Annotated in this window: 27 protein-coding genes, 2 pseudogenes and 1 other annotated feature; of the genes and pseudogenes, 21 read left to right on the forward strand and 8 right to left on the reverse strand. The window is 54.2% G+C overall.

The window, feature by feature from the left end:
* The 6 genes from IMQ48_RS18060 to IMQ48_RS18085 all read left to right on the forward strand — a co-directional run.
* On the forward strand, positions 1-480 hold a 480-nt coding region (locus tag IMQ48_RS18060), incomplete at its 5' end, for a fimbrial protein (protein ID WP_230326469.1).
* A gap of 262 nt (positions 481-742) precedes the next feature.
* Positions 743-1,432, forward strand: a complete 690-nt coding sequence (dgoR, locus tag IMQ48_RS18065) for a D-galactonate utilization transcriptional regulator DgoR (protein WP_196210109.1) — start codon at positions 743-745, stop codon at positions 1,430-1,432.
* A complete protein-coding gene (locus IMQ48_RS18070) occupies positions 1,429-2,307 on the forward strand; it encodes a 2-dehydro-3-deoxygalactonokinase (RefSeq protein ID WP_196210110.1) in 879 nt (292 codons plus the stop codon). Before dgoR ends, IMQ48_RS18070 begins: the two co-directional genes overlap by 4 nt.
* Positions 2,291-2,908, forward strand: a complete 618-nt coding sequence (locus IMQ48_RS18075) for a 2-dehydro-3-deoxy-6-phosphogalactonate aldolase (protein WP_196210111.1) — start codon at positions 2,291-2,293, stop codon at positions 2,906-2,908. The genes IMQ48_RS18070 and IMQ48_RS18075 overlap by 17 nt, the downstream gene beginning before the upstream one ends.
* A complete protein-coding gene (gene dgoD, locus IMQ48_RS18080; RefSeq protein WP_196210112.1) occupies positions 2,905-4,053 on the forward strand; it encodes a galactonate dehydratase in 1,149 nt (382 codons plus the stop codon). The genes IMQ48_RS18075 and dgoD overlap by 4 nt, the downstream gene beginning before the upstream one ends.
* Before the next feature lie 170 nt (positions 4,054-4,223).
* Positions 4,224-5,561: an MFS transporter gene (locus IMQ48_RS18085; RefSeq protein ID WP_196210113.1), complete on the forward strand. Its 1,338-nt coding sequence runs from the start codon at positions 4,224-4,226 to the stop codon at positions 5,559-5,561.
* Here IMQ48_RS18085 and cbrA read toward each other — a convergent pair.
* Positions 5,558-6,664, reverse strand: a complete 1,107-nt coding sequence (gene cbrA, locus IMQ48_RS18090) for a colicin M resistance lipid reductase CbrA (RefSeq protein ID WP_196210114.1) — start codon at positions 6,662-6,664, stop codon at positions 5,558-5,560. The genes IMQ48_RS18085 and cbrA overlap by 4 nt on opposite strands.
* Before the next feature lie 99 nt (positions 6,665-6,763).
* On the opposite strand from cbrA, the gene IMQ48_RS18095 reads away from it, so the two are divergent.
* Positions 6,764-7,990, forward strand: a complete 1,227-nt coding sequence (locus tag IMQ48_RS18095) for a DUF3748 domain-containing protein (protein WP_196210115.1) — start codon at positions 6,764-6,766, stop codon at positions 7,988-7,990.
* 1 nt (position 7,991) lies between these two features.
* On the opposite strand, the gene IMQ48_RS18100 is transcribed toward IMQ48_RS18095, so the two are convergent.
* On the reverse strand, positions 7,992-8,324 hold the full coding sequence (locus tag IMQ48_RS18100; protein ID WP_196210116.1) for a YceK/YidQ family lipoprotein: 333 nt from the start codon (positions 8,322-8,324) through the stop codon (positions 7,992-7,994).
* Between the two features lie 240 nt (positions 8,325-8,564).
* Positions 8,565-8,637: a sequence feature (ROSE (Repression Of Heat Shock gene Expression) occurs in the 5'-region of heat shock genes and acts as an RNA thermometer to modulate expression.), on the forward strand.
* On the opposite strand from IMQ48_RS18100, the gene ibpA reads away from it, so the two are divergent.
* The 6 genes from ibpA to IMQ48_RS18130 all read left to right on the forward strand — a co-directional run bounded on the left by ibpA (position 8,631) and on the right by IMQ48_RS18130 (position 12,764).
* Entirely contained in the window at positions 8,631-9,044 is a 414-nt protein-coding gene (gene ibpA, locus IMQ48_RS18105; RefSeq protein ID WP_045448945.1) for a small heat shock chaperone IbpA, read from the forward strand. It overlaps the preceding feature by 7 nt.
* A gap of 94 nt (positions 9,045-9,138) precedes the next feature.
* Entirely contained in the window at positions 9,139-9,567 is a 429-nt protein-coding gene (gene ibpB / locus IMQ48_RS18110; RefSeq protein WP_196210117.1) for a small heat shock chaperone IbpB, read from the forward strand.
* Positions 9,568-9,691: 124 nt separating this feature from the next.
* Complete coding sequence (locus tag IMQ48_RS18115) at positions 9,692-11,353, forward strand: putative transporter (RefSeq protein ID WP_196210118.1); 1,662 nt, start codon at positions 9,692-9,694, stop codon at positions 11,351-11,353.
* A gap of 184 nt (positions 11,354-11,537) precedes the next feature.
* Entirely contained in the window at positions 11,538-11,885 is a 348-nt protein-coding gene (locus IMQ48_RS18120) for a YidH family protein (protein WP_096759005.1), read from the forward strand.
* Positions 11,875-12,237, forward strand: coding sequence for a DUF202 domain-containing protein (locus IMQ48_RS18125; protein ID WP_196210119.1), 363 nt, complete (start codon positions 11,875-11,877; stop codon positions 12,235-12,237). Before IMQ48_RS18120 ends, IMQ48_RS18125 begins: the two co-directional genes overlap by 11 nt.
* Positions 12,234-12,764 (forward strand): radical SAM protein, encoded by a 531-nt coding sequence (locus IMQ48_RS18130; RefSeq protein WP_196210120.1) that lies wholly within the window; start codon positions 12,234-12,236, stop codon positions 12,762-12,764. The genes IMQ48_RS18125 and IMQ48_RS18130 overlap by 4 nt, the downstream gene beginning before the upstream one ends.
* Before the next feature lie 12 nt (positions 12,765-12,776).
* Here IMQ48_RS18130 and dsdA read toward each other — a convergent pair whose 3' ends face one another.
* Together dsdA and dsdX are read right to left on the reverse strand one after the other, a co-directional pair.
* Positions 12,777-14,099, reverse strand: coding sequence for a D-serine ammonia-lyase (dsdA, locus tag IMQ48_RS18135; protein ID WP_196210121.1), 1,323 nt, complete (start codon positions 14,097-14,099; stop codon positions 12,777-12,779).
* Between the two features lie 83 nt (positions 14,100-14,182).
* A pseudogene (dsdX, locus tag IMQ48_RS18140) lies at positions 14,183-15,453 on the reverse strand (D-serine transporter DsdX); the annotation flags it as partial.
* 241 nt (positions 15,454-15,694) lie between these two features.
* On the opposite strand from dsdX, the gene dsdC reads away from it, so the two are divergent.
* Positions 15,695-16,621, forward strand: coding sequence for a DNA-binding transcriptional regulator DsdC (gene dsdC, locus IMQ48_RS18145; RefSeq protein WP_196210142.1), 927 nt, complete (start codon positions 15,695-15,697; stop codon positions 16,619-16,621).
* A 103-nt stretch (positions 16,622-16,724) separates the two neighbouring features.
* Positions 16,725-17,786 (forward strand): cellulase family glycosylhydrolase, encoded by a 1,062-nt coding sequence (locus tag IMQ48_RS18150; RefSeq protein ID WP_196210122.1) that lies wholly within the window; start codon positions 16,725-16,727, stop codon positions 17,784-17,786.
* Here IMQ48_RS18150 and emrD read toward each other — a convergent pair.
* From emrD to tisB, 3 genes are all read right to left on the reverse strand, one after another.
* Complete coding sequence (emrD, locus tag IMQ48_RS18155) at positions 17,713-18,897, reverse strand: multidrug efflux MFS transporter EmrD (RefSeq protein WP_196210123.1); 1,185 nt, start codon at positions 18,895-18,897, stop codon at positions 17,713-17,715. The two genes, IMQ48_RS18150 and emrD, sit on opposite strands and share 74 nt — an antisense overlap.
* A 186-nt stretch (positions 18,898-19,083) precedes the next feature.
* Positions 19,084-19,917, reverse strand: coding sequence for a DMT family transporter (locus tag IMQ48_RS18160; RefSeq protein ID WP_196210124.1), 834 nt, complete (start codon positions 19,915-19,917; stop codon positions 19,084-19,086).
* A 119-nt stretch (positions 19,918-20,036) separates the two neighbouring features.
* The gene (tisB, locus tag IMQ48_RS18165) at positions 20,037-20,126 is read right to left on the reverse strand and encodes a type I toxin-antitoxin system toxin TisB (RefSeq protein WP_115257124.1); all 90 of its coding nucleotides are present in this window, start codon (positions 20,124-20,126) and stop codon (positions 20,037-20,039) included.
* A 522-nt stretch (positions 20,127-20,648) separates the two neighbouring features.
* Between tisB and ivbL the strand changes: the two genes are divergently transcribed.
* From ivbL to ilvN, 3 genes are all read left to right on the forward strand, one after another.
* Positions 20,649-20,747, forward strand: a complete 99-nt coding sequence (gene ivbL, locus IMQ48_RS18170; protein WP_096759014.1) for an ilvB operon leader peptide IvbL — start codon at positions 20,649-20,651, stop codon at positions 20,745-20,747.
* 104 nt (positions 20,748-20,851) lie between these two features.
* Positions 20,852-22,540, forward strand: a complete 1,689-nt coding sequence (gene ilvB / locus IMQ48_RS18175) for an acetolactate synthase large subunit (RefSeq protein ID WP_196210125.1) — start codon at positions 20,852-20,854, stop codon at positions 22,538-22,540.
* Positions 22,541-22,543: 3 nt separating this feature from the next.
* Entirely contained in the window at positions 22,544-22,834 is a 291-nt protein-coding gene (ilvN, locus tag IMQ48_RS18180) for an acetolactate synthase small subunit (RefSeq protein ID WP_045448917.1), read from the forward strand.
* 36 nt (positions 22,835-22,870) lie between these two features.
* Here the strand turns inward: ilvN and IMQ48_RS23230 are convergent.
* A pseudogene (locus IMQ48_RS23230) lies at positions 22,871-22,966 on the reverse strand (hypothetical protein); the annotation flags it as partial.
* A 22-nt stretch (positions 22,967-22,988) separates the two neighbouring features.
* Here IMQ48_RS23230 and uhpA point away from each other — a divergent pair.
* From uhpA to IMQ48_RS18195, 3 genes are read left to right on the forward strand one after another with little or no spacing between them, the layout of a single operon-like run.
* On the forward strand, positions 22,989-23,582 hold the full coding sequence (gene uhpA, locus IMQ48_RS18185; protein WP_196210126.1) for a transcriptional regulator UhpA: 594 nt from the start codon (positions 22,989-22,991) through the stop codon (positions 23,580-23,582).
* Positions 23,579-25,081 (forward strand): signal transduction histidine-protein kinase/phosphatase UhpB, encoded by a 1,503-nt coding sequence (uhpB, locus tag IMQ48_RS18190; RefSeq protein WP_196210127.1) that lies wholly within the window; start codon positions 23,579-23,581, stop codon positions 25,079-25,081. The genes uhpA and uhpB overlap by 4 nt, the downstream gene beginning before the upstream one ends.
* Before the next feature lie 9 nt (positions 25,082-25,090).
* Positions 25,091-26,419, forward strand: a complete 1,329-nt coding sequence (locus IMQ48_RS18195) for an MFS transporter (protein WP_196210128.1) — start codon at positions 25,091-25,093, stop codon at positions 26,417-26,419.
* Positions 26,420-26,428: the final 9 nt, after the last annotated feature.

Genomic DNA, 26,428 nt, shown 5'->3' on the forward strand with positions numbered 1-26,428 from the left:
GTTTGTGGAGCAGCATTGGCTACGCCGGATGCGGTGATGGTAAACGTCAGCGGGCGGTTCATCGCTCTGCCTTGCGAGGTCTCATTAGAGACGAAAAACCTTAAGGTAGATTTAACACCCGGTAATACCTTTCATCGTTCCTGGCTACGGGATGCTGGTTCAGCGGGACCGTGGGTGAATTTCTCTCTCCATCTGATCAATTGCCCAAAGGGAACTCGACAGGCAACGCTGACGATATCTGGTACTCCGGAAAATCAGGGGAATGAGGCGTTATTTAAAAATAGCGGAACAGCGCAGCGGGTCTCGATCCAGCTTAACGGTCTGAATGGTGAAAAGTATGGTAACGGTCAATCACACACCATGACGCTGATGGATGAAACTTATAATTGGCCTCTGCGTGCAAGGCTGTTTAGTGTACTGGGTGGTGCGACAGGCGGAACTGTACAAACTGCTGTCACGATGACGTTTACCTATCATTAAGTTGCCAGAACACCTGAATTCAAGGGCTATCTTCAGCTGCGTAGACGGGGTTTCCCCCACATATAATCTCAATCTCCTCATTTCTCCTCAGAATATTTGAATTGTCGTTTTTGTGATCTAAATTGTAGTACAACACATTAATGTTGTACTACATTACGTCTATAGGAACGATGAATTACGTCACGTTAGTACTACAAAGTTGAGGCGTGCTTCAGCGATAACGGTAAAGTAGAGCAGTACATACAGAGCACAAGGACTCTCCATGACTCTCAATAAAACCGATCGCATTGTTATTACGCTGGGCAAGCAGATTGTCAGCGGTAAGTACGTACCGGGTTCAGCGCTACCCGCGGAAGCGGATTTGTGCGAGGAGTTTGAAACCTCGCGCAATATTATTCGTGAAGTGTTCCGCTCGCTGATGGCGAAGCGGCTCCTTGAAATGAAACGCTATCGCGGGGCGTTTGTTACCCCGCGAAACCAGTGGAATTATCTTGATACCGATGTACTGCAATGGGTGCTGGAAAACGATTATGACCCGCGCCTGATTAGCGCGATGAGTGAGGTTCGTAATCTGGTGGAACCGGCGATTGCACGCTGGGCAGCGGAGCGGGCGAACTCAAGCGATCTGGCTGAAATCGAGTCGGCGCTCAATGACATGATCGCCAACAACCAGGACAGGGATGCTTTTAATGAAGCGGACATCCGCTATCACGAGGCCGTTTTACAGTCGGTACATAACCCTGTTTTACAACAACTTAGCATAGCAATTAGTTCACTACAGCGTGCGGTTTTTGAACGAACCTGGATGGGGGATGAGGCCAACATGCCGAAGACGCTCCAGGAACATAAGGCGCTATTTGATGCGATACGGCACCAGGATAGCAATGCGGCAGAGCAGGCGGCTTTAACTATGATCGCCAGCTCAACACGAAGGCTCAAGGAAATCACATGACAGCTCGCTACATCGCAATTGACTGGGGATCAACCAATTTACGCGCCTGGCTTTACCAGGACGACAAATGCCTGGAGAGCAGGCAATCAGAAGCTGGTGTAACGCGTCTGAACGGTAAATCTCCTGAAGCGGTGTTAGCTGAAGTCACACAAAATTGGCGTGATGGCGCCACCGCCGTGGTGATGGCGGGAATGGTCGGTAGCAATGTGGGCTGGAAAATTGCCCCCTATCTTCCTGTTCCCGCCCACTTCTCTGCCATTGGTGAGCAGTTAACCTCTGTTGGTGACAATATCTGGATTATTCCCGGACTTTGTGTTTCTCGCGAGGATAACCATAATGTGATGCGCGGCGAAGAGACCCAATTGCTGGGTGCCCGCACGCTTTCTCCTTCCTCTGTTTATGTCATGCCCGGAACGCACTGCAAATGGGTACAGGCCGACGTACAACAAATCCATGATTTCCGTACCGTAATGACCGGTGAATTGCATTATTTGCTGCTGCGCAACTCGCTGGTAGGGGTGGGATTGCCAGAGCAGGAGACCTCTGCGGAGGCCTTCACCGCTGGACTGACTCGTGGTCTTGCTGCCCCTGACATTCTGCCGCAACTTTTTGAGGTGCGTGCCTCGCATGTGCTGGGGGCTCTCCCGCGTGAGCAGGTTAGCGAATTTCTCTCCGGTCTGCTGATTGGCGCTGAAGTCGCCAGTATGAGCGAACAATTCGCGTCCCAACAGGCTATTACTCTCGTCGCAGGTTCAGCTCTGACCTCACGTTATCAACAGGCATTTCACGCCATTGGACGTGAGGTCTCAGTCGTATCCGGCGACACGGCATTTCAGGCAGGCATAAGGAGCATCGTTCATGCAGTGGCAAACTAATCTTCCGTTAATCGCAATATTACGTGGCATAACGCCTGATGAAGCGCTGGCGCATGTCGGTGCAGTCATTGAAGCGGGTTTCGATGCTGTAGAGATCCCGCTTAATTCCCCACAGTGGGAAAAAAGCATTCCGGCAATTGTGGATGCGTATGGCGACAAGGCTCTAATTGGCGCTGGAACCGTGCTTAAACCTGAGCAAGTGGACCAGCTTGCACAAATGGGCTGCAAGCTTATCGTCACACCCAATATTCAGCCTGAGGTGATCCGCAGTGCGGTGAACTATGGCATGACCGTTTGTCCTGGCTGTGCGACGGCCAGTGAAGCCTTTACCGCGCTGGATTCTGGCGCGCAGGCGTTAAAAATATTCCCTTCATCCGCTTTTGGCCCGGACTACATCAAAGCACTGAAAGCGGTGCTTCCGCCTGATGTTCCGGTGTTTGCCGTTGGCGGCGTGACGCCTGAAAATCTGGCGCAATGGATTCATGCAGGTTGTACAGGTGCTGGATTGGGCGGCGATCTCTATCGCGCCGGGCAGTCTATTGAACGTACCGCGCAGCAGGCTACGGCATTTGTAAAAGCGTATCGAGAGGCAGTGAAATGAAAATTACCAAAATCACCACGTACCGTTTACCCCCGCGCTGGATGTTTTTAAAGATTGAGACTGATGAGGGGATTGTTGGTTGGGGCGAACCAGTTATTGAAGGGCGGGCACGCACCGTGGAAGCGGCAGTACATGAGTTTGGCGACTACTTGATTGGTCAGGATCCCTCACGTATCAACGACCTGTGGCAGGTGATGTACCGGGCTGGTTTTTATCGTGGTGGCCCGATCATGATGAGTGCTATCGCCGGTATCGACCAGGCGCTGTGGGACATCAAAGGCAAAGTGCTGAACGCACCGGTATGGCAACTTATGGGTGGTCTGGTACGCGATAAAATCAAAGCCTACAGCTGGGTTGGCGGCGATCGGCCGGCAGAAGTGATCGACGGTATCAAGAAGCTGCGCAGCATTGGTTTTGATACCTTTAAACTGAACGGCTGCGAAGAAATGGGCGTCATTGATAATTCTCGCGCGGTGGATGCAGCAGTGAATACCGTGGCGCAAATTCGCGAAGCCTTCGGGAATGAGATTGAATTTGGTCTCGATTTTCATGGTCGCGTCAGCGCCCCGATGGCGAAAGTATTAATCAAAGAACTGGAACAATATCGCCCGCTGTTTATTGAAGAACCGGTGCTGGCTGAGCAGGCGGAATACTATCCGAAGCTGGCGGCGCAAACGCACATACCGATTGCCGCAGGTGAACGTATGTTCTCACGCTTTGAGTTTAAACGCGTGCTGGAAGCCGGTGGTCTGGCTATTCTTCAGCCGGACCTGTCCCATGCGGGCGGTATTACCGAATGCTACAAAATAGCCGGAATGGCGGAAGCCTACGATGTGGCGTTGGCACCGCACTGCCCGCTGGGGCCTATTGCACTGGCTGCCTGCCTGCATATCGACTTCGTTTCTCGCAACGCGGTATTCCAGGAGCAAAGCATGGGCATTCACTACAATAAGGGCGCGGAGCTGCTCGACTTTGTGAAAAACAAAGAAGATTTCAATATGGAAGGTGGGTTCTTTAAACCATTAACAAAACCGGGGCTCGGTGTAGAAATTGATGAAGCCCGAGTTATCGAACTCAGCAAAAATGCGCCGGACTGGCGTAATCCATTGTGGCGACATGAGGATGGTTCTGTCGCCGAATGGTAATGTCCGTCATACTTCGCGCCGCAGGTGCGTTGGCTGCGATTGTGCACCCCAGTCACTGACTTCAGTCAGCTCCCGGGGATTTACAATCTTGCCGCCTTCCTGTGACACGAATTATTTAGGACATCCATCCCTATAAAAAAATCAAATACACCCTCTGTAATTTACAGGGCATGGTGAGCGGCTTCGCTATGCCCAAAATCTGGAGACAGATTACGATGGATATTTCAGTTACTACTGCAAAACCCGGGCGTCGTCGGTATCTGACGCTGATTATGATCTTTATTACCGTGGTTATTTGTTATGTTGACCGCGCCAACCTTGCCGTGGCGTCGGCACATATTCAGGAAGAATTTGGTATTACCAAAGCGGAAATGGGGTATGTCTTTTCTGCGTTTGCCTGGCTCTACACCCTCTGCCAGATCCCCGGTGGCTGGTTCCTCGATCGTGTGGGCTCTCGTCTGACCTACTTTATCGCCATCTTTGGCTGGTCGGTGGCAACTTTATTCCAGGGATTTGCGACTGGGCTGATGTCGTTAATTGGCCTGCGCGCCATTACCGGAATTTTTGAAGCACCCGCATTCCCAACTAATAACCGCATGGTAACCAGTTGGTTCCCCGAGCATGAACGCGCCTCAGCTGTCGGTTTCTACACATCGGGACAATTTGTGGGCCTGGCGTTCCTTACGCCGCTGCTGATCTGGATTCAGGAGCTCCTGAGCTGGCACTGGGTATTCATTGTTACTGGGGGGATTGGCATTGTCTGGTCACTTATCTGGTTTAAGGTTTACCAGCCACCGCGCCTGACCAAGAGCATTACTCAAGCTGAGCTGGACTACATTCGTGACGGCGGCGGTCTGGTGGATGGCGATGCGCCTGTTAAAAAAGAGTCGCGTCAGCCGCTGACCAAAGCCGACTGGAAGCTAGTGTTTCATCGTAAGCTGGTGGGCGTCTATCTGGGGCAGTTTGCCGTTACCTCTACACTGTGGTTCTTCCTGACCTGGTTTCCAAACTATTTAACCCAGGAGAAAGGCATCACCGCACTGAAAGCGGGCTTTATGACTACTGTCCCGTTCCTTGCCGCTTTTTTTGGTGTGCTGCTTTCCGGTTGGTTGGCGGACAAACTGGTGAAAAAAGGCTTCTCACTGGGCGTAGCGCGTAAAACGCCGATTATCTGTGGCCTATTGATCTCTACCTGCATCATGGGGGCGAACTACACTAACGATCCGGTGTGGATTATGACCCTGATGGCCATTGCATTCTTCGGCAACGGTTTTGCGTCCATCACGTGGTCACTGGTCTCTTCACTGGCGCCAATGCGCTTGATTGGTCTCACCGGCGGTATGTTTAACTTTGTTGGCGGGCTGGGGGGAATCACCGTTCCGTTGGTGGTCGGTTACCTTGCGCAGGATTATGGTTTTGCGCCAGCGCTGGTTTATATCTCTGCCGTTGCCCTGCTTGGCGCGTTGTCTTACATCCTGTTGGTGGGGGATGTGAAGCGCGTCGGTTAATGTTCTTTAACCAGCCCGTCAGCCGTTACGGCGGGCTGCTCTTCCTGGCTCGATGGATAATGCGCCACGCCGCTGCGCATTATCCATTTATGGGAAAATGCGGACGTTAGCGCCCGGCTCTTGAGGATTTTTCCATACAGCTTGATACGCAGCCTGCGGGTTGCCTTGCGATAGGCTTTATTTTTGTCGACCGCGTCCTGCAACAGTACGGATTTAAGGATTTCCGCGCTGTCCAGCGCATAGCTAATACCTTCCAGTGAACTGGCGCTAATAAATCCGGCGGCTTCGCCAATCAGAAAGGCGTTCTCCTCACCGCAGACGAAATCCTTCCAGCGTGATGGGAACAGGACTGTGCATTTTTCGCTTTTCACCGGATTGCTAAACTGGAAATGGAACACTTCCATCTTAGCTTTCAGCGCGTCAAAACGAGCCTGACCGTCCTTCATTGGGTAAGCGCCGCCGAAGATAAAAAAGCCGTCTTTGCTGATACTCCAGGAATAACAGTCCGTAGCATCGTTATCAAAAATACACGAGTAGAACGGGACAGGATGTTTTTCCGTAAACCACTGTTGAATAGCAACATATTTGCGGATCTGATGCTGTGGGTAGAGATGACGGCGCACCAGCGAATTCGCCCCGTCGGCACCGATCAGATAGCGGGCCGTAATCTGTTGTTCCCAGCCATCTGCACGGAATATCACATGCCATTTATCGCCCTCGCGCCAGACTTTACGACACAGGCTGTCATGGTAAACCTGCACATCGTCAGGGATCAGTGATTTCATCCATAAATCAAAAGCATGGCGATCGATATTAATATAGCTACGCTGGTAGTTTCGGCTCAGAGAGGCGGCCACATCGACCGTTTTAACGCTGAATATCTGTGGATTGGCAATAACATCAACCGGGAGCGTGATCCCGTCGCGGATAAAAGAACGTTGGGCGTCAGGAGCCAGTAGACCTCCGCAGGGTTTGGTGAACCCTTCAGTCCCGCACTGGCGCTTTTTATCCAGCGCAATCACGCGCATTTTTCCGCTCAACTGCCGTGCCAGCGCCGCACCTGCCGGGCCTAAACCGATAATTGCCACGTCAAAATGTTCCATCTTTCTGCCCGTAATAAGTGAGATGGGTATACGCTAAAGCCTGAAAGTGAAGTCCCTGTGAAGTATGATTACTGAAATTGTCTCGTATCAGGGCATCCTATGAAGCAAGTCACCTTTACGCCGCGTCATCACCAACTGACCAATATCAATACCTGGACCCCGGACAGCCAGTGGCTGGTTTTTGATGTGCGTCCCTCCGGCGCGTCGTTTACCGGTGAGACCATTGAACGCGTCAATATCCACACTGGCGAGGTGGAGGTGATTTATCGCGCGACGCAGAAGGCACACGTCGGCGTGGTGACCGTTCATCCGAAGTCTGAAAAATATGTGTTCATCCATGGCCCTGAAAACCCAGATGAAACATGGTATTACGATTTTCACCATCGTCGTGGAGTGATTGCTGGTCAGGATGGCGTGACGAATCTGGACGCGATGGATATTACTGCCCCGTATACCCCTGGCGCACTACGCGGTGGTAGTCATGTGCATGTTTTTAGCCCGAACGGTGAGTTTGTTAGCTTCACCTATAACGACCATGTGCTGCATGAGTATTCCCCGGCGCTGGATTTACGTAATGTTGGCGTGGCGACGCCATATGGCCCGGTGCCTGTCTCCATTCAGCATCCACGTGAGTACAGCGGGAGCCACTGGTGCGTGCTGGTGAGCCAGACCACGCCTGCGCCGCAGCCGGGCAGCGATGAGATTAACCGTGCCTATGAAGAGGGCTGGGTGGGGAACCACGCGCTGGCGTTTATCGGTGATACGTTGTCAGTAAATGGCGAGAAAGTTCCCGAGCTGTTTATTGTTGATTTGCCGCAGGATGAAAGTGGCTGGAAGCAACCGGGCGATGCACCGCTTGAAGGCAGCGAATCAACCATGCCGGCACCGCCGGTTGGCGTGATCCAGCGTCGCCTGACATTTACCCACGACCGCGCTTTCCCTGGACTGGTTAATCAGCCGCGTCACTGGGTGCGCAGTCATCCCCTGGCGCCAGAGATTGCATTTTTGATGCGCGATGATCATGGTGTGGTACAGCTATGGTTGATTTCTGCTCAGGGTGGTGCACCGCGTCAACTGACCCATTGTTTGACCGATATTCAGTCAGCGTTTAACTGGCATCCGTCAGGCCAATGGCTGGGATTCGTGCTGGAAAACAGAATTGCCTGCTGCAATGTGCAGACGGGAGAGATTGATTTTTTAACGGAAAGTCACAAAGCTCCACCTTCCGCAGATGCGATCGTTTTTTCGCCTGATGGGCAGCGGGTTGCGTGGATGGAGGACGTCGAGGGTTTCCGCCAGCTGTGGGTGACAGAAACCGGACGTTAACTTAAGGGGTAGGCATTTTTGCCGGGGGGATCACGTCGTTAGTAGCTTGCGTGCTCTCCTCGCTTCTTTCTACTCGCGATCTCACCGAGCTATCGGTACGAAAGAAATCCCACGGGAGCAGTAGCGTATCCAGCACGGCAGTAAACGGCATATCAAGAATGGCCAGCGACTTGGTTCCCCAGTTTGTATCACTCTCGCTTATCATCGTGGCGCTGGCACGCGTGCCGGGATACGTTCCTTCTTTACCTCCGGTGTGTGACATGATGCTGGAGCAACCGCTCACAAGAGCTATCCCGCTGCACATCATCAGTGTAAACAACATTTTTTTTATCATCGTTTATTCATCTGTTAAACATCGGTGTTTGCATGGTGAGTTATAGCGATCCATTGCGAAAAATAACATCACCATTCTGTCGCACTGTGGCGGCTATCGCACTCTAACGATAACAATTGTTCCCCCAGTGTATGCAATAGACAACAAACTGCAAAAAAAGTCAGATGAATACGCTTGAAAAGTTTGTATTAAGACCCATTTTTAGGATGTAGGCAAATGAAGGGCACGCCTGATGGGTGTCCTGGCTACCTGACCTGTCCATGATGGAAGGTCTAACATTCTCGCTGATTTCAGGAGCTATTGATTATGCGTAACTTTGACTTATCCCCGTTATACCGTTCTGCAATTGGTTTTGATCGTCTGTTTAACCTGCTGGAAAGCAATCAGAGCCAGAGTAATGGCGGCTACCCTCCGTATAACGTCGAGCTGGTGGACGAAAACCATTACCGCATTGCGATTGCCGTTGCGGGCTTTGCTGAAAGCGAGCTGGAAATTACCGCCCAGGACAATTTGCTGGTGGTAAAAGGCGCTCATGCGGACGAGCAAAAAGAACGTACTTATCTGTACCAGGGTATTGCCGAGCGCAACTTTGAACGCAAGTTCCAGTTGGCGGAGAACATTCATGTTCGCGGCGCAAACCTGGTAAACGGTCTGCTGTACATCGAACTTGAGCGCGTGATTCCGGAAGCGAACAAACCGCGCCGCATCGAAATCAACTAATTCAGTGGGCCGCGTCAGGCGGCCCTGCTAAGCAATCAGCTTGCCGTCAGGGAGCTGAAAGGTATTTACTCGCTTCTTAGAAGGAGAAATGAATATGCGTAACTACGATTTATCCCCGCTGCTGCGTCAATGGATCGGTTTCGACAAACTGGCCAATACACTGCAAAACACCGGTGAAAGCCAGAGCTTCCCACCCTATAACATCGAAAAGAGCGACGATAACCACTATCGCATTACGCTTGCGTTAGCCGGTTTCCGTCAGGAAGATCTGGATATTCAGCTGGAAGGCACGCGTCTGACCGTGAAAGGTACGCCTGAGCAGCCGGAAAAAGAGACCAAGTGGCTGCATCAGGGACTGGTGACACAATCCTTCAGCCTGAGCTTTACCCTGGCTGAAAATATGGAAGTCTCCGGTGCGAGCTTCACCAATGGTTTGTTGCACATCGATTTAATTCGCAACGAGCCAGAAACGGTTCCGCCACAGCGGATCGCCATCAGCGAACATCCCGCATTAAATAGCTAATTAGCTCCTTGCCTTTGCCCCGCCAGAAATGACGGGGCTTTTTTGTGCTTTACCACCCATACATTGCGCCTGTACTCTGCCAGAATCCATTTACTTAATGATGTTATTCACAGGGAACAGAATAATGAGTGATATAGCATTGACGGTCAGTGTTCTGGCATTGGTGGCGGTTGTCGGGTTATGGATCGGCAACATTAAAGTCCGGGGTGTGGGTTTTGGCATCGGGGGCGTGCTGTTCGGCGGTATTATCGTCGGGCATTTTGTCGATCAGGCTGGGATGACCCTGAGCGGTGATATGCTGCATTTTATTCAGGAATTCGGCCTGATACTCTTCGTGTACACCATCGGTATTCAGGTGGGGCCAGGCTTCTTTGCTTCGCTGCGTGTTTCAGGTTTGCGCCTGAATCTGTTTGCCGTGCTGATTGTCATTATGGGGGGTCTGGTCACCGCTCTCCTGCATAAGATTTTTGCCATTCCTTTGCCTGTGGTGCTGGGCATATTTTCTGGTGCTGTCACGAATACCCCGGCGCTGGGTGCAGGGCAGCAAATCCTGCGCGATCTGGGTACACCGATGGATGTGGTGGATCAGATGGGGATGAGCTACGCCATGGCTTATCCTTTTGGTATTTGCGGTATTTTGCTCACGATGTGGCTGATGCGCCTTATCTTCCGCGTTAACGTCGAGGCGGAAGCACAGCAGCACGAATCAACGCGGACCAACGGTCAGGCGCTGATTCAGACCATGAACATCCGCGTTGAAAACCCGAACCTGAATAATATGGCGATTCAGGATGTCCCCATTCTGAACAGCGATAAAATCATCTGCTCGCGCCTGAAACGTGAAGAGACACTGATGGTGCCGTCGCCGGGAACCATTATCCAGTTGGGTGACTTGCTCCATCTGGTGGGGCAACCCGCTGATTTGCATAACGCGCAGGTGGTGATTGGTCAGGAAGTCGATACTTCGCTGTCGACGCGAGGTACGGATTTACGCGTTGAGCGCGTGGTAGTAACCAACGAACAAGTGCTGGGCAAACGGATCCGTGACCTGCATTTCAAAGAGCGCTATGACGTTGTAATCTCGCGTCTGAACCGCGCGGGCGTTGAGTTGGTTGCCAGTAGCGATGCCAGTCTGCAGTTTGGCGATATCCTCAATCTGGTTGGACGCCCCTCGTCCATTGATGCTGTCGCTAATGTTGTCGGCAATGCGCAGCAAAAGCTGCAGCAGGTACAGATGCTGCCGGTATTTATTGGTATCGGGCTTGGGGTATTGCTGGGTTCCATTCCGCTGTTTATCCCTGGCTTCCCGGTGGCGTTAAAGCTGGGTCTGGCCGGTGGCCCGCTAATTATGGCGCTGATACTTGGGCGTATCGGCAGTATCGGCAAGCTGTACTGGTTTATGCCACCGAGCGCTAACCTGGCGCTGCGTGAACTGGGGATTGTGCTCTTTCTCGCGGTGGTTGGTCTGAAATCGGGCGGTGACTTTGTCGACACGCTAACTCAGGGAGATGGCTTAAGCTGGGTGGGTTACGGTATTTTCATTACCGCCGTTCCGCTGATCACCGTTGGTCTGCTGGCACGACTTCTCACCAAAATGAACTACCTGACACTGTGCGGAATGCTGGCCGGTTCGATGACCGATCCCCCCGCGCTGGCGTTTGCCAATAACCTGCACGCTACCAGCGGTGCGGCGGCGCTTTCCTATGCCACCGTCTACCCGCTGGTGATGTTCCTGCGCATTATCACCCCCCAACTGCTGGCGGTGATCTTCTGGGGAATGGGTTAACACTGACTTATCCGGCCTGCCTGCCTGTAGGCCGGATAAGACGCAATTCTCCATCCGGCACCATAAGGTGCGTCTCTCTTTTCTTTTGTCTCATCACATTACGTCCTCGTTCGTTTGAGAATCAGGTTCATACTCCTTAACTGTTCCGGTATAACGACCAGACAACAACATTGAAGGAGCCATAATGAAGATTTCCCGCCTCGGAGAAGCGCCGGATTACCGCTTCTCGCTGGCAAATGAGCGTACGTTTTTGGCGTGGATCCGCACCGCGCTGGGGTTTCTGGCCGCCGGTGTGGGTCTTGATCAACTGGCACCGGATTTCGCCACGCCGGTCATTCGCGAACTGCTGGCGCTGCTGCTGTGCCTGTTTGCCGGCGGTCTGGCGATTTATGGCTACCTGCGCTGGTTGCGGAATGAAAAGGCCATGCGCCTGAAAGAGGACCTGCCATACACGCATAGCCTGTTGATAATCAGTCTAATTTTGATGATTGTTGCGGTCATTGTGATGGGCCTGGTGCTGTATGCCGGATAGCCGTAAATCGCGACGTATCGCCGATCCGGGGCTGCAACCTGAACGTACCTCGCTGGCCTGGTTTCGCACCCTGCTGGGTTACGGCGCGTTAATAGCACTGGCGCTGAAACATAACTGGCATCAGGCCGGCTTTATGTTTTGGGTGTCAATTGGGGTACTGGCAATTGTGGCGATAATCCTTTGGCGCTATACCCGGAGCCGAAACCTGATGGACGTCACGCATAGTGATTTTTCTGAATCTCGCGCGGTGTGTGACAAATTTATGATCTCCCTCGCGGTGTTATCTCTCGCAATACTGTTTGCTGTAACACACGTTCGCCAACTTATCGTATATATCGGGACTTTTGCATGACAGGATGTGAGGACATGGATGTTAGTGAGGGAATGATTAAGGTGGTGGTAGATCACCAGAAATGTCAGCATCCTAGTGATTTATATCGTAATTTACAACAAGCAGGCGTTCGTTCGGCGCAGTTTATTCCCCTGGTTGAACGCGATGAAAAAGGGTGTCCGACTGCGGGTTCCGTTACAGCGGAAGACTGGGGACGGTTTTTAAATACGGTATTTGATATCTGGGTTCGTGAGGATATATCACGAATATCTATTCCGCTTTTTGATGAAACGTTGAATCGGTGGTGTGGCCGGACGGGACAAACCAATCGACAGACGCTTTCACAGATGAACGCGCGCTGCCAGTCATGTTCCCTGTTGCAATTCTATCGTGGTGAGTGCCCTGCATATTGTGATGATAGCGGCAAGGGCGGACTGTGTGCAGGCTACCACGCTTTCTTTGACCACACAGCTCCGCATATGCGCGTTATGCGCGACCTGCTGAAACAGCACCGCTCACCGATGGAACTGATGGCGATGCTGCGTTAAGGTCAACGGCGTTTAGCGCCCTTTCGCCAGGTACTGTGCCATTTCGGCTTCCGGCACCATGCCGCCGCCGGTGGCCCACACCAGGTGCGTGGCGTTATTAAGCTGCTCAGCACTGAAACCGTGCATTTGTTGATAGTCAGCTGACGCGCAAACGCGTTGCGGACCGGCCATACCCGCCAGAGCCGAAGGCTCAAGGCGAATCCCTTCCTCCTGCGCCAGCCAGCCCAGCATGTCGTACATGGTCTGGTCATCAAGGGTGTACAGACCGTCGAGCAGACGCTCCATTGCGCGCCCCACAAAACCCGATGCACGGCCCACCGCCAGGCCATCTGCCGCCGTCAGGTTGTCGATGCCAATTTCTTGTACAGATATCTCATCGTGTAGCCCGGTATAAACCCCCAGCAACATGCACGGTGAATGAGTCGGCTCGGCAAAGAAGCAATGCACGTTGTCGCCGAACGCTAGTTTCAGACCAAACGCCACGCCGCCAGGGCCGCCGCCGACACCGCACGGTAGATAGACAAACAGTGGATGGTTGGTATCCACCACGCGACCCTGCTGTGCGAACTGTGCCTTCAGACGCTGCCCGGCTACAGCGTAACCCAGGAACAGCGTGCGGGAGTTTTCGTCGTCGATAAAGAAGCAGTTCGGGTCAGACTCCGCCGCCTTGCGACCCTGTTCAACCGCCACGCCGTAATCTTCTTCGTACTCCACTACCGTCACGCCGTGGCTGCGCAGTTTGGCTTTTTTCCAGGCGCGGGCGTCAGCGGACATATGCACCGTCACCTTAAAGCCAATACGGGCGCTCATGATGCCGATCGACATCCCCAGGTTACCGGTCGAGCCTACTGCGATGCTGTACTGGCTGAAGAACTGTTTAAACTCAGGCGAAAGCAGAATGCTGTAATCATCTTCCGTAGTCAGCAAACCGGCTTCCAGCGCCAGTTTTTCGGCGTGGGTCAGCACTTCATAAATACCGCCACGGGCTTTAATCGAGCCGGAGATCGGCAGGTGGCTGTCCTTCTTCAACAGAATTTCGCCATTGATGTTCTGGCCAAATTCTTTTTCCAGCCGCTTCTGCATGGCGGGAATGGCTGCCAGCTCAGATTCGATAATGCCGCCGGTGGCTGCGGTTTCCGGGAAGGCTTTCGCCAGGTACGGCGCAAAGCGCGCCAGACGGGCGTGAGCATCCTGAACGTCGTCTTCCGTCAGGCCAACATAGGGTAAACCTTCCGCAAGAGAGGTGGTGCCCGGGTTAAACCAGGTCGTTTCTTTCAGTGCGACCAGTTCCTCCACTAACGGATACTGGGCGATGAGTTTTTGCATTTTTTCCATAGGACGTCTCTTTGCGCTTAGATGATAAAGGAAAGCAGGAATGTGCATGCCAGTGCAATCACCGACGCGATAAATGTCGCGGTCGTATAGTATTTAAACGTCTCATTCAGGGTAGCGCCGCAGTACTGCTTCACCAGCCAGAAGAGGGAATCTGTGACGATCGTGCAGCCAATCGCGCCGGAACCGATGGCAATGGCAATGATCTCCGGGCTGACGTTGGGATAGAGCGGCAGCATGGGGCCACAATCGCCGTTGCGCCCATCATCGCCACCGTGGCAGAACCCACTGCCGCGTGCAGGATCAGTGCCACCAGCCAGGCCAGCAGAATCGGGTGCATATGCATGTTGGAGAGGATAAGTGCCAGCGTATCCGCCAGTCCGCTGCTCTTCAGAATGGCGTTGAACGCGCCGCCCGCACCGATAATCAGCAGGATGTTGGCAATGGAGACAAAGCCATTTTCAGTATGGGTCAACAGTGCGCCCATGCCGATATGCTGGCGCAGACCGAGAATGTAATAGGCCACAAACACGGCGATAAACATGGCGGTGATCGGGTTGCCGATAAACTCCAGCAGCGTATATACCGCGCTGCCTTTCGCCATATTCAGTTCAGCGACGGTTTTCATCAGCATCAGGCCAATTGGCAGCAGCACGGTAAACAGCGTGGCCCCCAGCGACGGCAGCGTGTTTTCATCGCGAACCTTCAGGTCGGAAAACTCTGCCGGTACCGGTTTAAACGGCAGACGATTGCCTAGGAATTTCAGGTACAGTGGCCCGCCGATCAGTGATGCCATTAAACCCACCAGTAAACCGTAGACAATCACGGTACCAATGTCCGCTCCCAGCTTATTGGCCACGAACAGGGCTGCCGGATGTGGCGGAACGACGCAGTGCACCGCCATCAGCGCCGTACACAGTGGGATCGCCAGTTTCAGCAGCGAGGTATTGGTTTTTTTGGCGATGGAAAATGCCAACGGAATCAACAGCACCACGCCCACTTCAACAAACAGCGTGATCCCGCAAATCAGGCCGACCAGCACCATAATGACGTCGGCGGAAAGCCAGCGACAGCGCTGAAGCGTCAGGCCGATGCGTTCTGCCGCGCCGGATACTTCCATCATTTTTCCGAGAATGGTTCCCAGACCGATAACCGCGGCAAGGAAGCCCAGCGTACCGCCGATGCCACTCTCAATGGCATTGACCATATCCAGCGGCCCCATGCCCATCATCGTACCCACGAAGAAGCTGGCTAACAGCAGTGCCAGAAACGGGTGGAATTTGAACTTCACGATGGTCAAAACGATCAACACGATGCTTATCAACAACGTGCTCACAACCCAGATTTGAGAGTGCATATCTCACCTTGCCCTGTGATTAACCTGACGTTATACCCTGGGTCTATTGGACAAAATTAAGGCACATGCTGACAAACGATATAAATCTTCTTTCGCATGAGACAGATTGAATCAAAATGGTGATTTACGTCTAATAACGGCCTGATAATGCGAGATGATTCACTCTGGTTCATCTTTGTGCTGATTTTTACAGCGTATTTTTTTACACTTTGGGGAAAGATTCAGCATGAAAGAGGTGAGTATGGATCCCGGACGCGAGGTCAGAAATCGACTGCTCAATGGCTGGCAGCTGTCAAAGCTTTATACTTTTGAAGTGGCGGCCAGGCATCAGTCGTTTGCGCTGGCGGCAGATGAACTGTCGTTAAGTCCCAGCGCCGTCAGTCACCGAATTAATCAGCTGGAAGAGGAGTTGGGCATCCAGCTGTTTGTCCGCTCACATCGCAAAGTTGAACTCACCCACGAAGGCAAACGGGTGTTCTGGGCGCTGAAATCCTCGCTGGATACGCTCAACCAGGAAATTCTCGACATCAAAAATCAGGAGCTGTCCGGGACGCTCACCGTCTACTCGCGGCCCTCCATCGCCCAGTGTTGGCTAGTTCCGGCTCTCGGTGACTTTACCCGCCGCTACCCGTCGATTTCCCTGACCATGCTGACCGGGAATGATAACGTCAATATGCAGCGTGCCGGGGTCGACCTGGCCATCTATTTTGACGACGCGCCGTCTGCGCAATTGACGCATCATTTTTTGATGGATGAAGAGATTCTGCCGGTGTGCAGCCCGGATTATGCCCGCCGCCATGATCTTACCGGCTCGCGGGTGAATCTGTCGCACTGCACGTTGCTGCATGACAGGCAGGCGTGGAGTAATGATTCCGGGACCGATGAGTGGCACAGCTGGGCGCAGCATTTTACGGTGAATTTGCCGACATCATCGGGCATTGGCTTCGATCGTTCTGATTTAGCGGTGATTGCGGCCATGAATCATATCGGCGTGGCGATGGGGCGCAAACGGCTGGTGCAAAAACGACTCGACAGTGGAGAACTGGTTGCCCCCTTTGGCAATATGGCGCTGAAATGCCATCAGCACTATTACATCACCACGCTACCCGGCAGGCAGTGGCCGAAAATTGAGGCGTTTATTGGCTGGCTGCAGGAGCAGGTAAAATAATCGAGGTGAGCCTCGAATATTTTTACGCTTTCTCTCTACACCCGGCGTCAGAAATTATGCTAAATACGTGAATTACACCTGATGATTTGCCTAAGGACACACCGTGTTAAAGCCGCTTGTTTCCCTGTTGTTGGTCGCCTGCACTACCGTCTATGCGGCACAACCTCCGCTGACGGCGGCGCACTATGCACAGCAGTTGGGCGTAGGGATGGATGTGGACTGGGCGCGCACAGAACGGGGTATCCGCGAGTTCGACCCGCTGGTGGTACGGGACTTTCAGGCGAAGGGGATCGCCCACGTACGTATTCGTGTTGTCGGAGAGCCAACGGAGGCCCGGCTTATCCATCTGCGTAAGCTGGTGGAAGCCTGCGAGCATTATGGCGTGATCCCGATTATTGCTTATCAGGCGGATGAATATAAAAAAGACCCCAGTGCCAGCAACGAAAAAGAGGTGATTAACTGGTGGGTGGCAGTGGCGCATTACTTTGGTCAAGGCTCGCCGTTACTGGGTTTTGACCTGATCTACGAACCTGCGGATAAGCTTAATCATAATCAGGTGTCGCTCAATCGGGTGTATGACAAAACGATTCGCATGATTCACGCCATCTATCCCCAGCGCATGATTTTTGTCGCACCACGCCTGCGCGCCGCGCCGGAAGAGTTGTCGAACCTGAAGTTGCCGCCACAAAGTCAGAACAACGTGCTGGCCGAGTGGCATATCTTCCCGTGGGGGCCGTTAAAAAATAACGGTAAGTATCCGTGGACGTCGGGTACGGCGGCAGAAAAGGCGGCGATTCGCGTCCGCATTAATAGCGCCGTTCACTGGCAGCAGAAGACCGGCCATGTCAGTTGGGTTGGTGGATGGGCGCCGGGAGAGACGATCAAAAATGGGTCTTCTGCTGCACAGATGGCGTTTGCCCGCTTTATGGCCTGTGAACTGAAGAAAGCGAAAATTCCCTACGCTATTAATACAGATACGCAGTTTTATGATGGCGAGGAAGGGGCCTGGCGTCCGGCGCTGGAGCCGCTACTGAATACGATGATTGCGCCTGAATGTGACAAGCCTGGCGAAAAACCGGGCCATCACACGCTTAAACCGCCTGCTCCTGATGAGACACGCGTGACGCCAGCGGCAACCAGCAGATCAGAATCAATACACCCATAAGGGTCATCAGCAGACCCAGGCTGGCCTGACCGGTCTGAGGCAGCATCGCGGAAAGCCACGCCAGCACGCCGGAACCAATATTTTGTAACCCCCCCACCAACGCCCCGGCGGTACCAGCCAGGAATGGGAAAGGTTCCATCGCGCCGCTGGTAGCGAGCGGGAACAGCATTCCGGCACCGAAGAAGAACAGCGCGGCGGGAATCAGTAACGTCCAGACGTTCATCACGTCAAACAGGCCAGGGATCCACATCATCAAACCAGCTGACAAACAGCTAATGACCGATTGCCACATCAGCGTTGAGAAGCGCTTGTTCGGGCGACCGGCGAACCACGCCCCGAAAAACGCCGCCGGGATCGGCAGAATAAACAGGATACTGACCGCCATGCTGCTTAAGCCTAATCCTGCGCCCAGCAGTACCCCTGAGCAGGCTTCGAAGACGGCTACACCCGCAAGGCCACCGATCAGCATCAGTACGTAACAGGTGAATGCGCCGTTGCCAAACAGGGTTTTGTAGCTGGCGATCAGACGTGGACGCGGCGCACCTGCAGGGCGCGTTTCTGGCATCCAGCGCGCCATGCTAAACGTCACGCCCGCGCACAGAATCAACAGGAAAATATAGCAGGCGCGCCAGTTCCATATCGTGTCCAGCACGCCGCCAATCAGCGGTGCTAACAGTGGGCTGACAAGAATACCCATATTTAACAAACTATTAGCATGACGCAGTTGGGTGCCCTCATACAGATCACGCGGTAAGGTTCGTGCCATCACACCGCCGACGCCCGTTCCCATCCCCTGCATGGCGCTGGCGATAATCAGTACCGTCAGGCTATGGGTAGTAATGGCGACCAGCGTAGCCAGCATAAAAATAGACATTCCGGTGAGGATTACTGGACGGCGCCCTACGCGGTCGGAAAGAGGTCCGTAAACCAACTGCGACACACCGTAGGTTAGCAGGTAGGCCGCCATTACGCTTTGTACCGCCCCTTCGCGAACGTTGAGTTCACGCGCCATATCGGCAATGGCGGGGATATAAATGGTTTGTGCCATCTGGCCTACCGCCACCAGGAGTACCAACATCAACAACAAATTGACGCTTCTATGCCTTTTCATTTCGCTGATTACTTTTAAAAAAGAGAAAAAATAAGAATAAGGTGCTGCACATTCCCGTAAATGCGCGTGGAATCTACCACATTAAAAAAAGAAGACCACATTGATCACTATAAAGGAAAAAGGAGGAGCGGCAGGAAATGTAAACAAAAAACGGCAATAAATGTTGCCGGAATGCGCACCCTACGATCAGGATAAACGTAATAATATTGCCCCGGCGGCAATCCCCGCAGCGGCGATAAGGCGTATTCCTGCGACCTTTTCTTTAAGCAGCAGCCAGGCGAGCAGGGCACCAAACAAGATGGAAGTTTCTCGCAGTGCGGCGACTACCGCCAGCGGGGCCTGCGTCATCGCCCACAGCGCCAGACCGTAAGAGCCCATAGTGCCGATGCCGCCCAAAATGCCTTTCTTCCATTGCTGCGCCAAATAGCGTGATGACTCCCGGCGTCGGGCGATCATCGCCCAGGTGAGCAGACAGGATCCGTTGAGAAAGAAGGTCCACAGCGTATAGCCCAGCGCGGTTTCTGAGAGTCGTACTCCGGTGCCATCCACCAGCGTATAGCCAGCGATAAAACAGGCGTTAATTAACGCCAAAACAATTCCCCGCTGCGAGCTGCTGCGCCCGTTAAACGCCATGCCGAGGATCGCCATACAGATGGTGGCGATACCTACCCAGGCGAGCATTGACAGGCTATCGCCGAGAAACAGAACGCTGATGATCGCGACCAGAAGCGGGGCAGTACCGCGCATTAAGGGATAGGTCTGGCTCATGTCCGAAACCTGATAGGTTTTGGCGACCAGCACGGTATACACCACCTGTAATGCGGTTGAGACCGCTAAGTACGGCAAGCTGGCTGCAGAGGGATGAGGTGCAAAAGGCAGGCATATCAACGCCATGACCGCCGCCGATCCGCTGACGCTGATGGCGGAGTACAGCTTATCGTTTCCTGCTTTTACGATGGCATTCCAGCTGGCATGGAGCAGTGCGGCGAACAGTAAAATGCAGAAAACAGAAAGCGTCATGGCGGTCTTCGTCCCTGGGTGTGTCATAAAAACGTAACATATTGGCGCGGCGCACGCACCAGGGCAACGGTGAAAGGGGAGTGGTTACCCACTCCCCTTCGGTGCGACTTGAATCTGAATTATTTAATGTACTTCAGAACAGCATCAAGCAGTTGCAGTGCAGCAACAATGAGTTTCAGGATAAGAATGGTGATATCCACGAGGCTCATACGCTCTCCTTTTGGTACAAGGAGCACGATGCTGGCGTACCTCGCCGCTGCCTGTTGCCAGCACCTTTGTTGACATAACACAGCGTGCTCACACGGGGTTAAGGCGCTGACGGCACCACCCGTTTCAGCCAGGACTTAGTTGCGCCGGTTTACTCTGCGGCCCCCGCATAACACATTGCGTACGGCGATATTATAGATAATCACTGTATAAATTAACAGTATTTTATGGACTTTCAATTATGACTGCGCCATACTCAAAAACGTCAAAATTCGAGCCGAAATTGCGTGTTCTTCGTGGAACGCGTATACTTTTTGCGTTGACATAACACAGCGTGCCCGGCGGCAACCAACCGCACAACGCTGATAAAAACCTCGCTCTGTCGGGGTTTTTTCTTTTTGCACAATCTACAATGAAACGTGATCGCTGACGCATTTTTGCGCAGATGAAAATTTTTCCATTGTCACGCTGAAAAACCTGTGTTTGTATAAATCCTGTTAATCAACGAACAGACAAGGTCCCTAATGAACCCTTCCATGCTGACTGCGACCCTACTAAAAACTGCGCCATCTCGCGCAGTGGTCGTCGTGCGTGTGGTGGTGGTCGTCGGCAATGCGCCGTAGGGTCCGGAACACACGATTCCAAAACCCCGCCGGCGCAAACCGGGCGGGGTTTTTCGTTTAAGAGACCCACCCGGAAAGTCGGCCCAGAATAAAAGGACTGGAGCATGGCAATTTCGGGCATAACATCCAAGCGTACGCGTTTTACGGGCGCAGAATTCATCGTTCATTTCCTGGAGCGCCAGGGAATTTCGGTGGTCACCGGTATTCCGGGCGGCTCGATTCTCCCTGTATACGACGCTTTAAGCCAAAGCACGCAAATCCGTCATATCCTGGCGCGCCATGAGCAGGGCGCGGGGTTTATCGCCCAGGGCATGGCGCGAACTGACGGCAAACCTGCTGTGTGTATGGCCTGTAGCGGGCCGGGCGCCACCAATCTGGTGACCGCCATTGCTGATGCGCGACTGGATTCCATCCCGCTGGTGTGCATCACCGGCCAGGTTCCGGCCTCGATGATCGGCACCGACGCCTTCCAGGAAGTCGACACCTACGGCATCTCTATCCCCATCACCAAGCACAACTATCTGGTCCGCCATATCAATGAATTACCCCAGGTCATGAGCGACGCTTTTCGCATTGCGCAGTCAGGACGCCCGGGCCCGGTGTGGATAGACATTCCTAAGGATATTCAAACCGCTGAATTTGAAATTGAAGAGTTGCCGGAGCCCGCGCAGAAAATGGCGGCGCCGGAGTTCAGCCGGGACAGCATCCGTGATGCCGCCGCGATGATTAACGCAGCCAAACGCCCGGTGCTGTACCTTGGCGGCGGGGTTATCAATGCGCCTGAGCGGGTGCGCGAGCTGGCAGAAAAAGCGATGCTGCCCACTACCATGACCTTAATGGCGCTTGGCATGCTGCCAAAAATGCATCCGTTGTCGTTAGGTATGCTGGGGATGCACGGCGCGCGCAGTACCAACTTTATTCTGCAGGAAGCGGATTTATTGATTGTTCTGGGGGCACGTTTTGATGACCGGGCGATCGGTAAAACCGAGCAGTTCTGTCCGAATGCCAAAATCATCCATGTGGATATCGACCGTGCGGAACTGGGTAAAATCAAACAGCCACACGTGGCGATTCAGGCCGATGTGGATGAGGTGCTGGAACAATTGATCCCGCTAATTGAGGCGCAGCCGCGTGAAGAGTGGCATCAACTGGTGTCCAACCTGCAGCAAGAATTTCCGTGCACCATCCCGCAGGAAAAAAATCCGCTCAGTCATTATGGGCTGATTAACGCGGTTGCTGCCTGTGTGGACGACAACGCGATCATCACCACCGACGTGGGGCAGCATCAGATGTGGGCGGCGCAGGCTTACCCGCTGAACCGTCCGCGCCAGTGGCTGACCTCCGGCGGCCTTGGTACCATGGGTTTTGGCCTGCCTGCGGCAATTGGCGCGGCGCTGGCGAATCCGGACAAAAAAGTGCTGTGTTTCTCCGGCGACGGCAGCCTGATGATGAATATTCAGGAAATGGCCACCGCCAGCGAGAATCAGTTGGATATTAAAATCATCCTGATGAATAACGAAGCGCTGGGGCTGGTGTATCAGCAACAGAGCCTGTTCTACAAGCAGGGCGTGTTTGCTGCCACCTATCCGGGGATGATTAACTTTATGCAGATTGCCGCCGGTTTCGGTCTCGAAACCTGCGATTTAAACCACGAAGCCGACCCGCAGGCGGCATTGCAGGCGATTATTGATCGTCCGGGACCGGCGCTGATCCACGTGCGTATCGATGCGGAAGAAAAAGTGTATCCGATGGTGCCACCGGGTGCGGCAAATACAGAGATGGTGGGGGAATAAGCTATGCAACAGCAGACACATGACAACGTAATTCTTGAACTCACCGTGCGTAACCACCCCGGCGTTATGACCCACGTGTGCGGCCTGTTCGCCCGCCGCGCGTTTAACGTGGAGGGCATTCTCTGTCTACCGATTCAGGGCAGCGACCAGAGTCGAATCTGGCTATTGGTCAACGACGACCAACGTCTGGAGCAGATGATCAGCCAGATTGATAAACTGGAAGATGTGGTGAAGGTGGCACGCAACCAGTCCGACCCGTCGATGTTTAACAAGATCACCGTGTTCTTTGAGTAATCCGTTCAATGCTTGAACGACGAAGTGTATATCGTTAAGGTAAGCGACTTTGCCGGATGGCGGCGTAAACGCCTTATCCGGCCTACCACGGCTCCTGCCCGTAGGCCTGATAAGCACAGCGTCATCAGGCATCCCACACGCCAGGACAAAACTCATGATCACCGTTGCACTGATAGACGATCACCTTATCGTCCGTTCCGGCTTTGCGCAGTTGCTGGGGCTTGAACCTGATTTACAGGTGGTCGCCGAATTTGGTTCGGGGCGTGAGGCGCTGGCTGGATTGCCGGGGCGTGGTGCGCAAGTGTGTATTTGCGATATTTCCATGCCGGATATCTCCGGACTGGAGTTGATAAACCAGCTCCCCAAAGGCATGGCCATCATAATGCTCTCCGTCCACGACAGCCCGGCGCTGGTGGAACAGGCGCTAAACGCCGGGGCGCGTGGCTTCCTCTCCAAGCGTTGTAGCCCTGATGAGCTGATTGCGGCGGTACACACCGTGGCGACCGGCGGCTGCTATCTCACGCCAGATATCGCCGTCAAACTGGCTGCGGGGCGTCAGGATCCGTTGACCAAACGCGAGCGTCAGGTGGCAGAAAAACTGGCGCAGGGGATGGCGGTGAAAGAGATTGCCGCCGAACTGGGCCTGTCGCCGAAAACGGTGCACGTGCATCGCGCTAATCTGATGGAAAAACTGAACGTCAGTAACGACGTCGAGCTGGCGCGCCGGATGTTTGACGGCTGGCAATGAACACCTTTTTCTCTCGCTTAATCACCGTTGTTGCCTGTTTCTTTATCTTCTCCGCTGCCTGGTTCTGCCTGTGGAGCATTAGCCTGCACCTGGTGGAACGCCCGGAGCTGGCGGTGCTGTTGTTCCCGTTTGGCCTGCGTCTGGGGATCATGCTGCAATGCCCGCGCGGCTACTGGCCGGTGCTGCTGGGCGCGGAGTGGCTGCTGATTTTCTGGCTGTCGCAGGAAGTGGCGTTGGCGCATCTGCCCCTGTTGATTATCGGTAGCGTGCTGACGCTGCTGCCCGTGACATTGATCTGGCGCTATCGCCATCAGCGCGACTGGCGCACCCTGCTGCTGCAGGGGGCTGCGCTTGGGGCGGCGGCGCTGTTACAGTCCCTGCCATGGCTGGGTCAGGGGGAAGCGGCGTGGAGCGCGCTGCTGTTGACGCTGACCGGTGGACTGACGTTGGCCCCCATCTGTCTGGTGTTCTGGCACTATCTGACCAGCACCACCTGGCTGCCGCTCGGCCCGGCGGTGGTCTCCCAGCCGGTGAACTGGCGTGGGCGACATCTGGTGTGGTACTTGCTGCTGTTTAGCGTCAGCCTGTGGCTCCAGTTGGGCTTGCCGGACGAGCTGTCGCGCTTCACTCCGTTTTGCCTGGCGCTGCCGATCATCGCGCTGGCCTGGCACTACGGCTGGCAGGGCGCATTGATTGCGACGCTGATGAACGCTATCGCGCTGATTGCCAGCCAGACCTGGCACGATCATCCCGTTGATTTACTGCTCTCACTGCTGGCGCAAAGCCTGACCGGGCTGCTGCTCGGTGCCGGTATTCAGCGTCTGCGTGAACTCAACCAGTCGCTGCAAAACGAGCTGGCGCGTAACCATCGGCTGGCGGAGCGTCTGCTGGAAACCGAAGAGAGCGTGCGCCGCGACGTGGCGCGTGAACTTCACGACGATATTGGCCAGACCATCACCGCCATTCGTACCCAGGCGGGCATTGTCCAGCGGCTGGCCCCGGAGAATGCGGGCGTGAAGCAAAGCGGGGCGCATATCGAGCAGCTCTCGCTGGGCGTCTATGATTCCGTGCGGCGCCTGCTGGGTCGCTTGCGTCCACGACAGCTCGACGATCTGACGCTGGAGCAGGCCATTCGCTCGCTGCTGCGCGAAATGGAGCTGGAAAGTCGTGGCATCGTCAGTCATCTCGACTGGCATATCGACGAGTCGGCACTCAGCGAAAGCCAGCGGGTGACGCTGTTTCGCGTCTGTCAGGAAGGGCTGAATAATATTGTGAAACATGCCAACGCAAGCGCGGTGACGCTACAGGCCTGGCAGCAGGATGAACGGTTAATGCTGGTGATGGAAGATGACGGCTGCGGTCTGCCGCCGGGCTCGAATCAACAAGGATTTGGTCTGACCGGCATGCGTGAGCGCATTACGGCCCTTGGCGGTTCGCTCTCGATTTCCTGCATGCACGGTACGCGGGTCAGTGTATCGTTGCCTCAGCGCTACGTGTAAGGAGCATTGATGCTGACGTTTTTTAAAGCTCCGGCGAATGCGCCGCTTATCACTGATAAACATGAGGTTGACGCCCGTTACCGCTACTGGCGGCGGCATATCCTGCTGACCATCTGGCTTGGCTATGCGCTGTTCTATTTCACGCGTAAAAGCTTCAACGCCGCGGTGCCGGAAATTCTCGCCAGCGGTGTGCTCACCCGCAACGATATTGGCCTGCTGGCAACGCTGTTTTACATCACCTATGGCCTGTCGAAATTTGTCTCCGGCATCGTTAGCGACCGCTCCAATGCCCGCTATTTTATGGGCATCGGACTGATTGCCACCGGGGTGGTGAATATCCTGTTTGGTTTCTCAACCTCACTGTGGGCATTTGCCGTACTGTGGGCGCTGAATGCCTTTTTCCAGGGCTGGGGATCGCCGGTGTGCGCCCGTCTGTTGACGGCCTGGTATTCGCGTACTGAACGCGGCGGCTGGTGGGCGCTGTGGAACACCGCGCATAACGTCGGTGGGGCGTTAATTCCGATGGTAATGGCCGCCGCCGCGCTGCATTACGGCTGGCGTGCCGGGATGATGATGGCCGGCACAATGGCGATTGTGGTCGGGATTTTTCTCTGCTGGCGACTGCGTGACCGCCCGCAGGCCATCGGCTTACCGCCGGTTGGCGACTGGCGGCACGATGAGCTAGAAATCGCTCAACAGCAGGAAGGGGCGGGGCTGACCCGCAAAGAGATCCTCACCAAATACGTGCTGCTGAATCCGTATATCTGGCTGCTGTCACTGTGCTACGTGCTGGTGTACGTGGTGCGTGCGGCAATCAATGACTGGGGCAATCTGTACATGTCGGAGACGTTGGGCGTCGATCTGGTGACTGCCAATACGGCGGTAACGATGTTCGAGCTGGGTGGATTTATCGGCGCGCTGGTGGCAGGTTGGGGTTCAGACAAACTGTTTAACGGCAATCGGGGGCCGATGAACCTGATTTTTGCCGCCGGGATTTTGCTCTCCGTCGGCTCGCTGTGGCTGATGCCGTTTGCCAGTTATGTGATGCAGGCGGCGTGCTTCTTCACTACCGGGTTCTTTGTCTTTGGCCCACAAATGCTGATCGGCATGGCGGCAGCGGAGTGTTCGCACAAAGAGGCAGCGGGGGCGGCAACCGGATTTGTCGGGCTGTTCGCCTATCTTGGCGCATCGCTCTCTGGTTGGCCGCTGGCGAAGGTGATGGAAGTCTGGCACTGGACCGGATTCTTTGTGGTGATCGCCATTGCGGCGGGTATTTCCGCGCTGCTGTTGCTGCCGTTTTTAAATGCTCAGGCGCCGCGCGACGTCAGTGAAGCGTGATGTATCTCA

It is taken from the genome of Citrobacter sp. Res13-Sevr-PEB04-36 (assembly GCF_015672735.1).
Taxonomy (GTDB): Bacteria; Pseudomonadota; Gammaproteobacteria; order Enterobacterales; family Enterobacteriaceae; genus Citrobacter.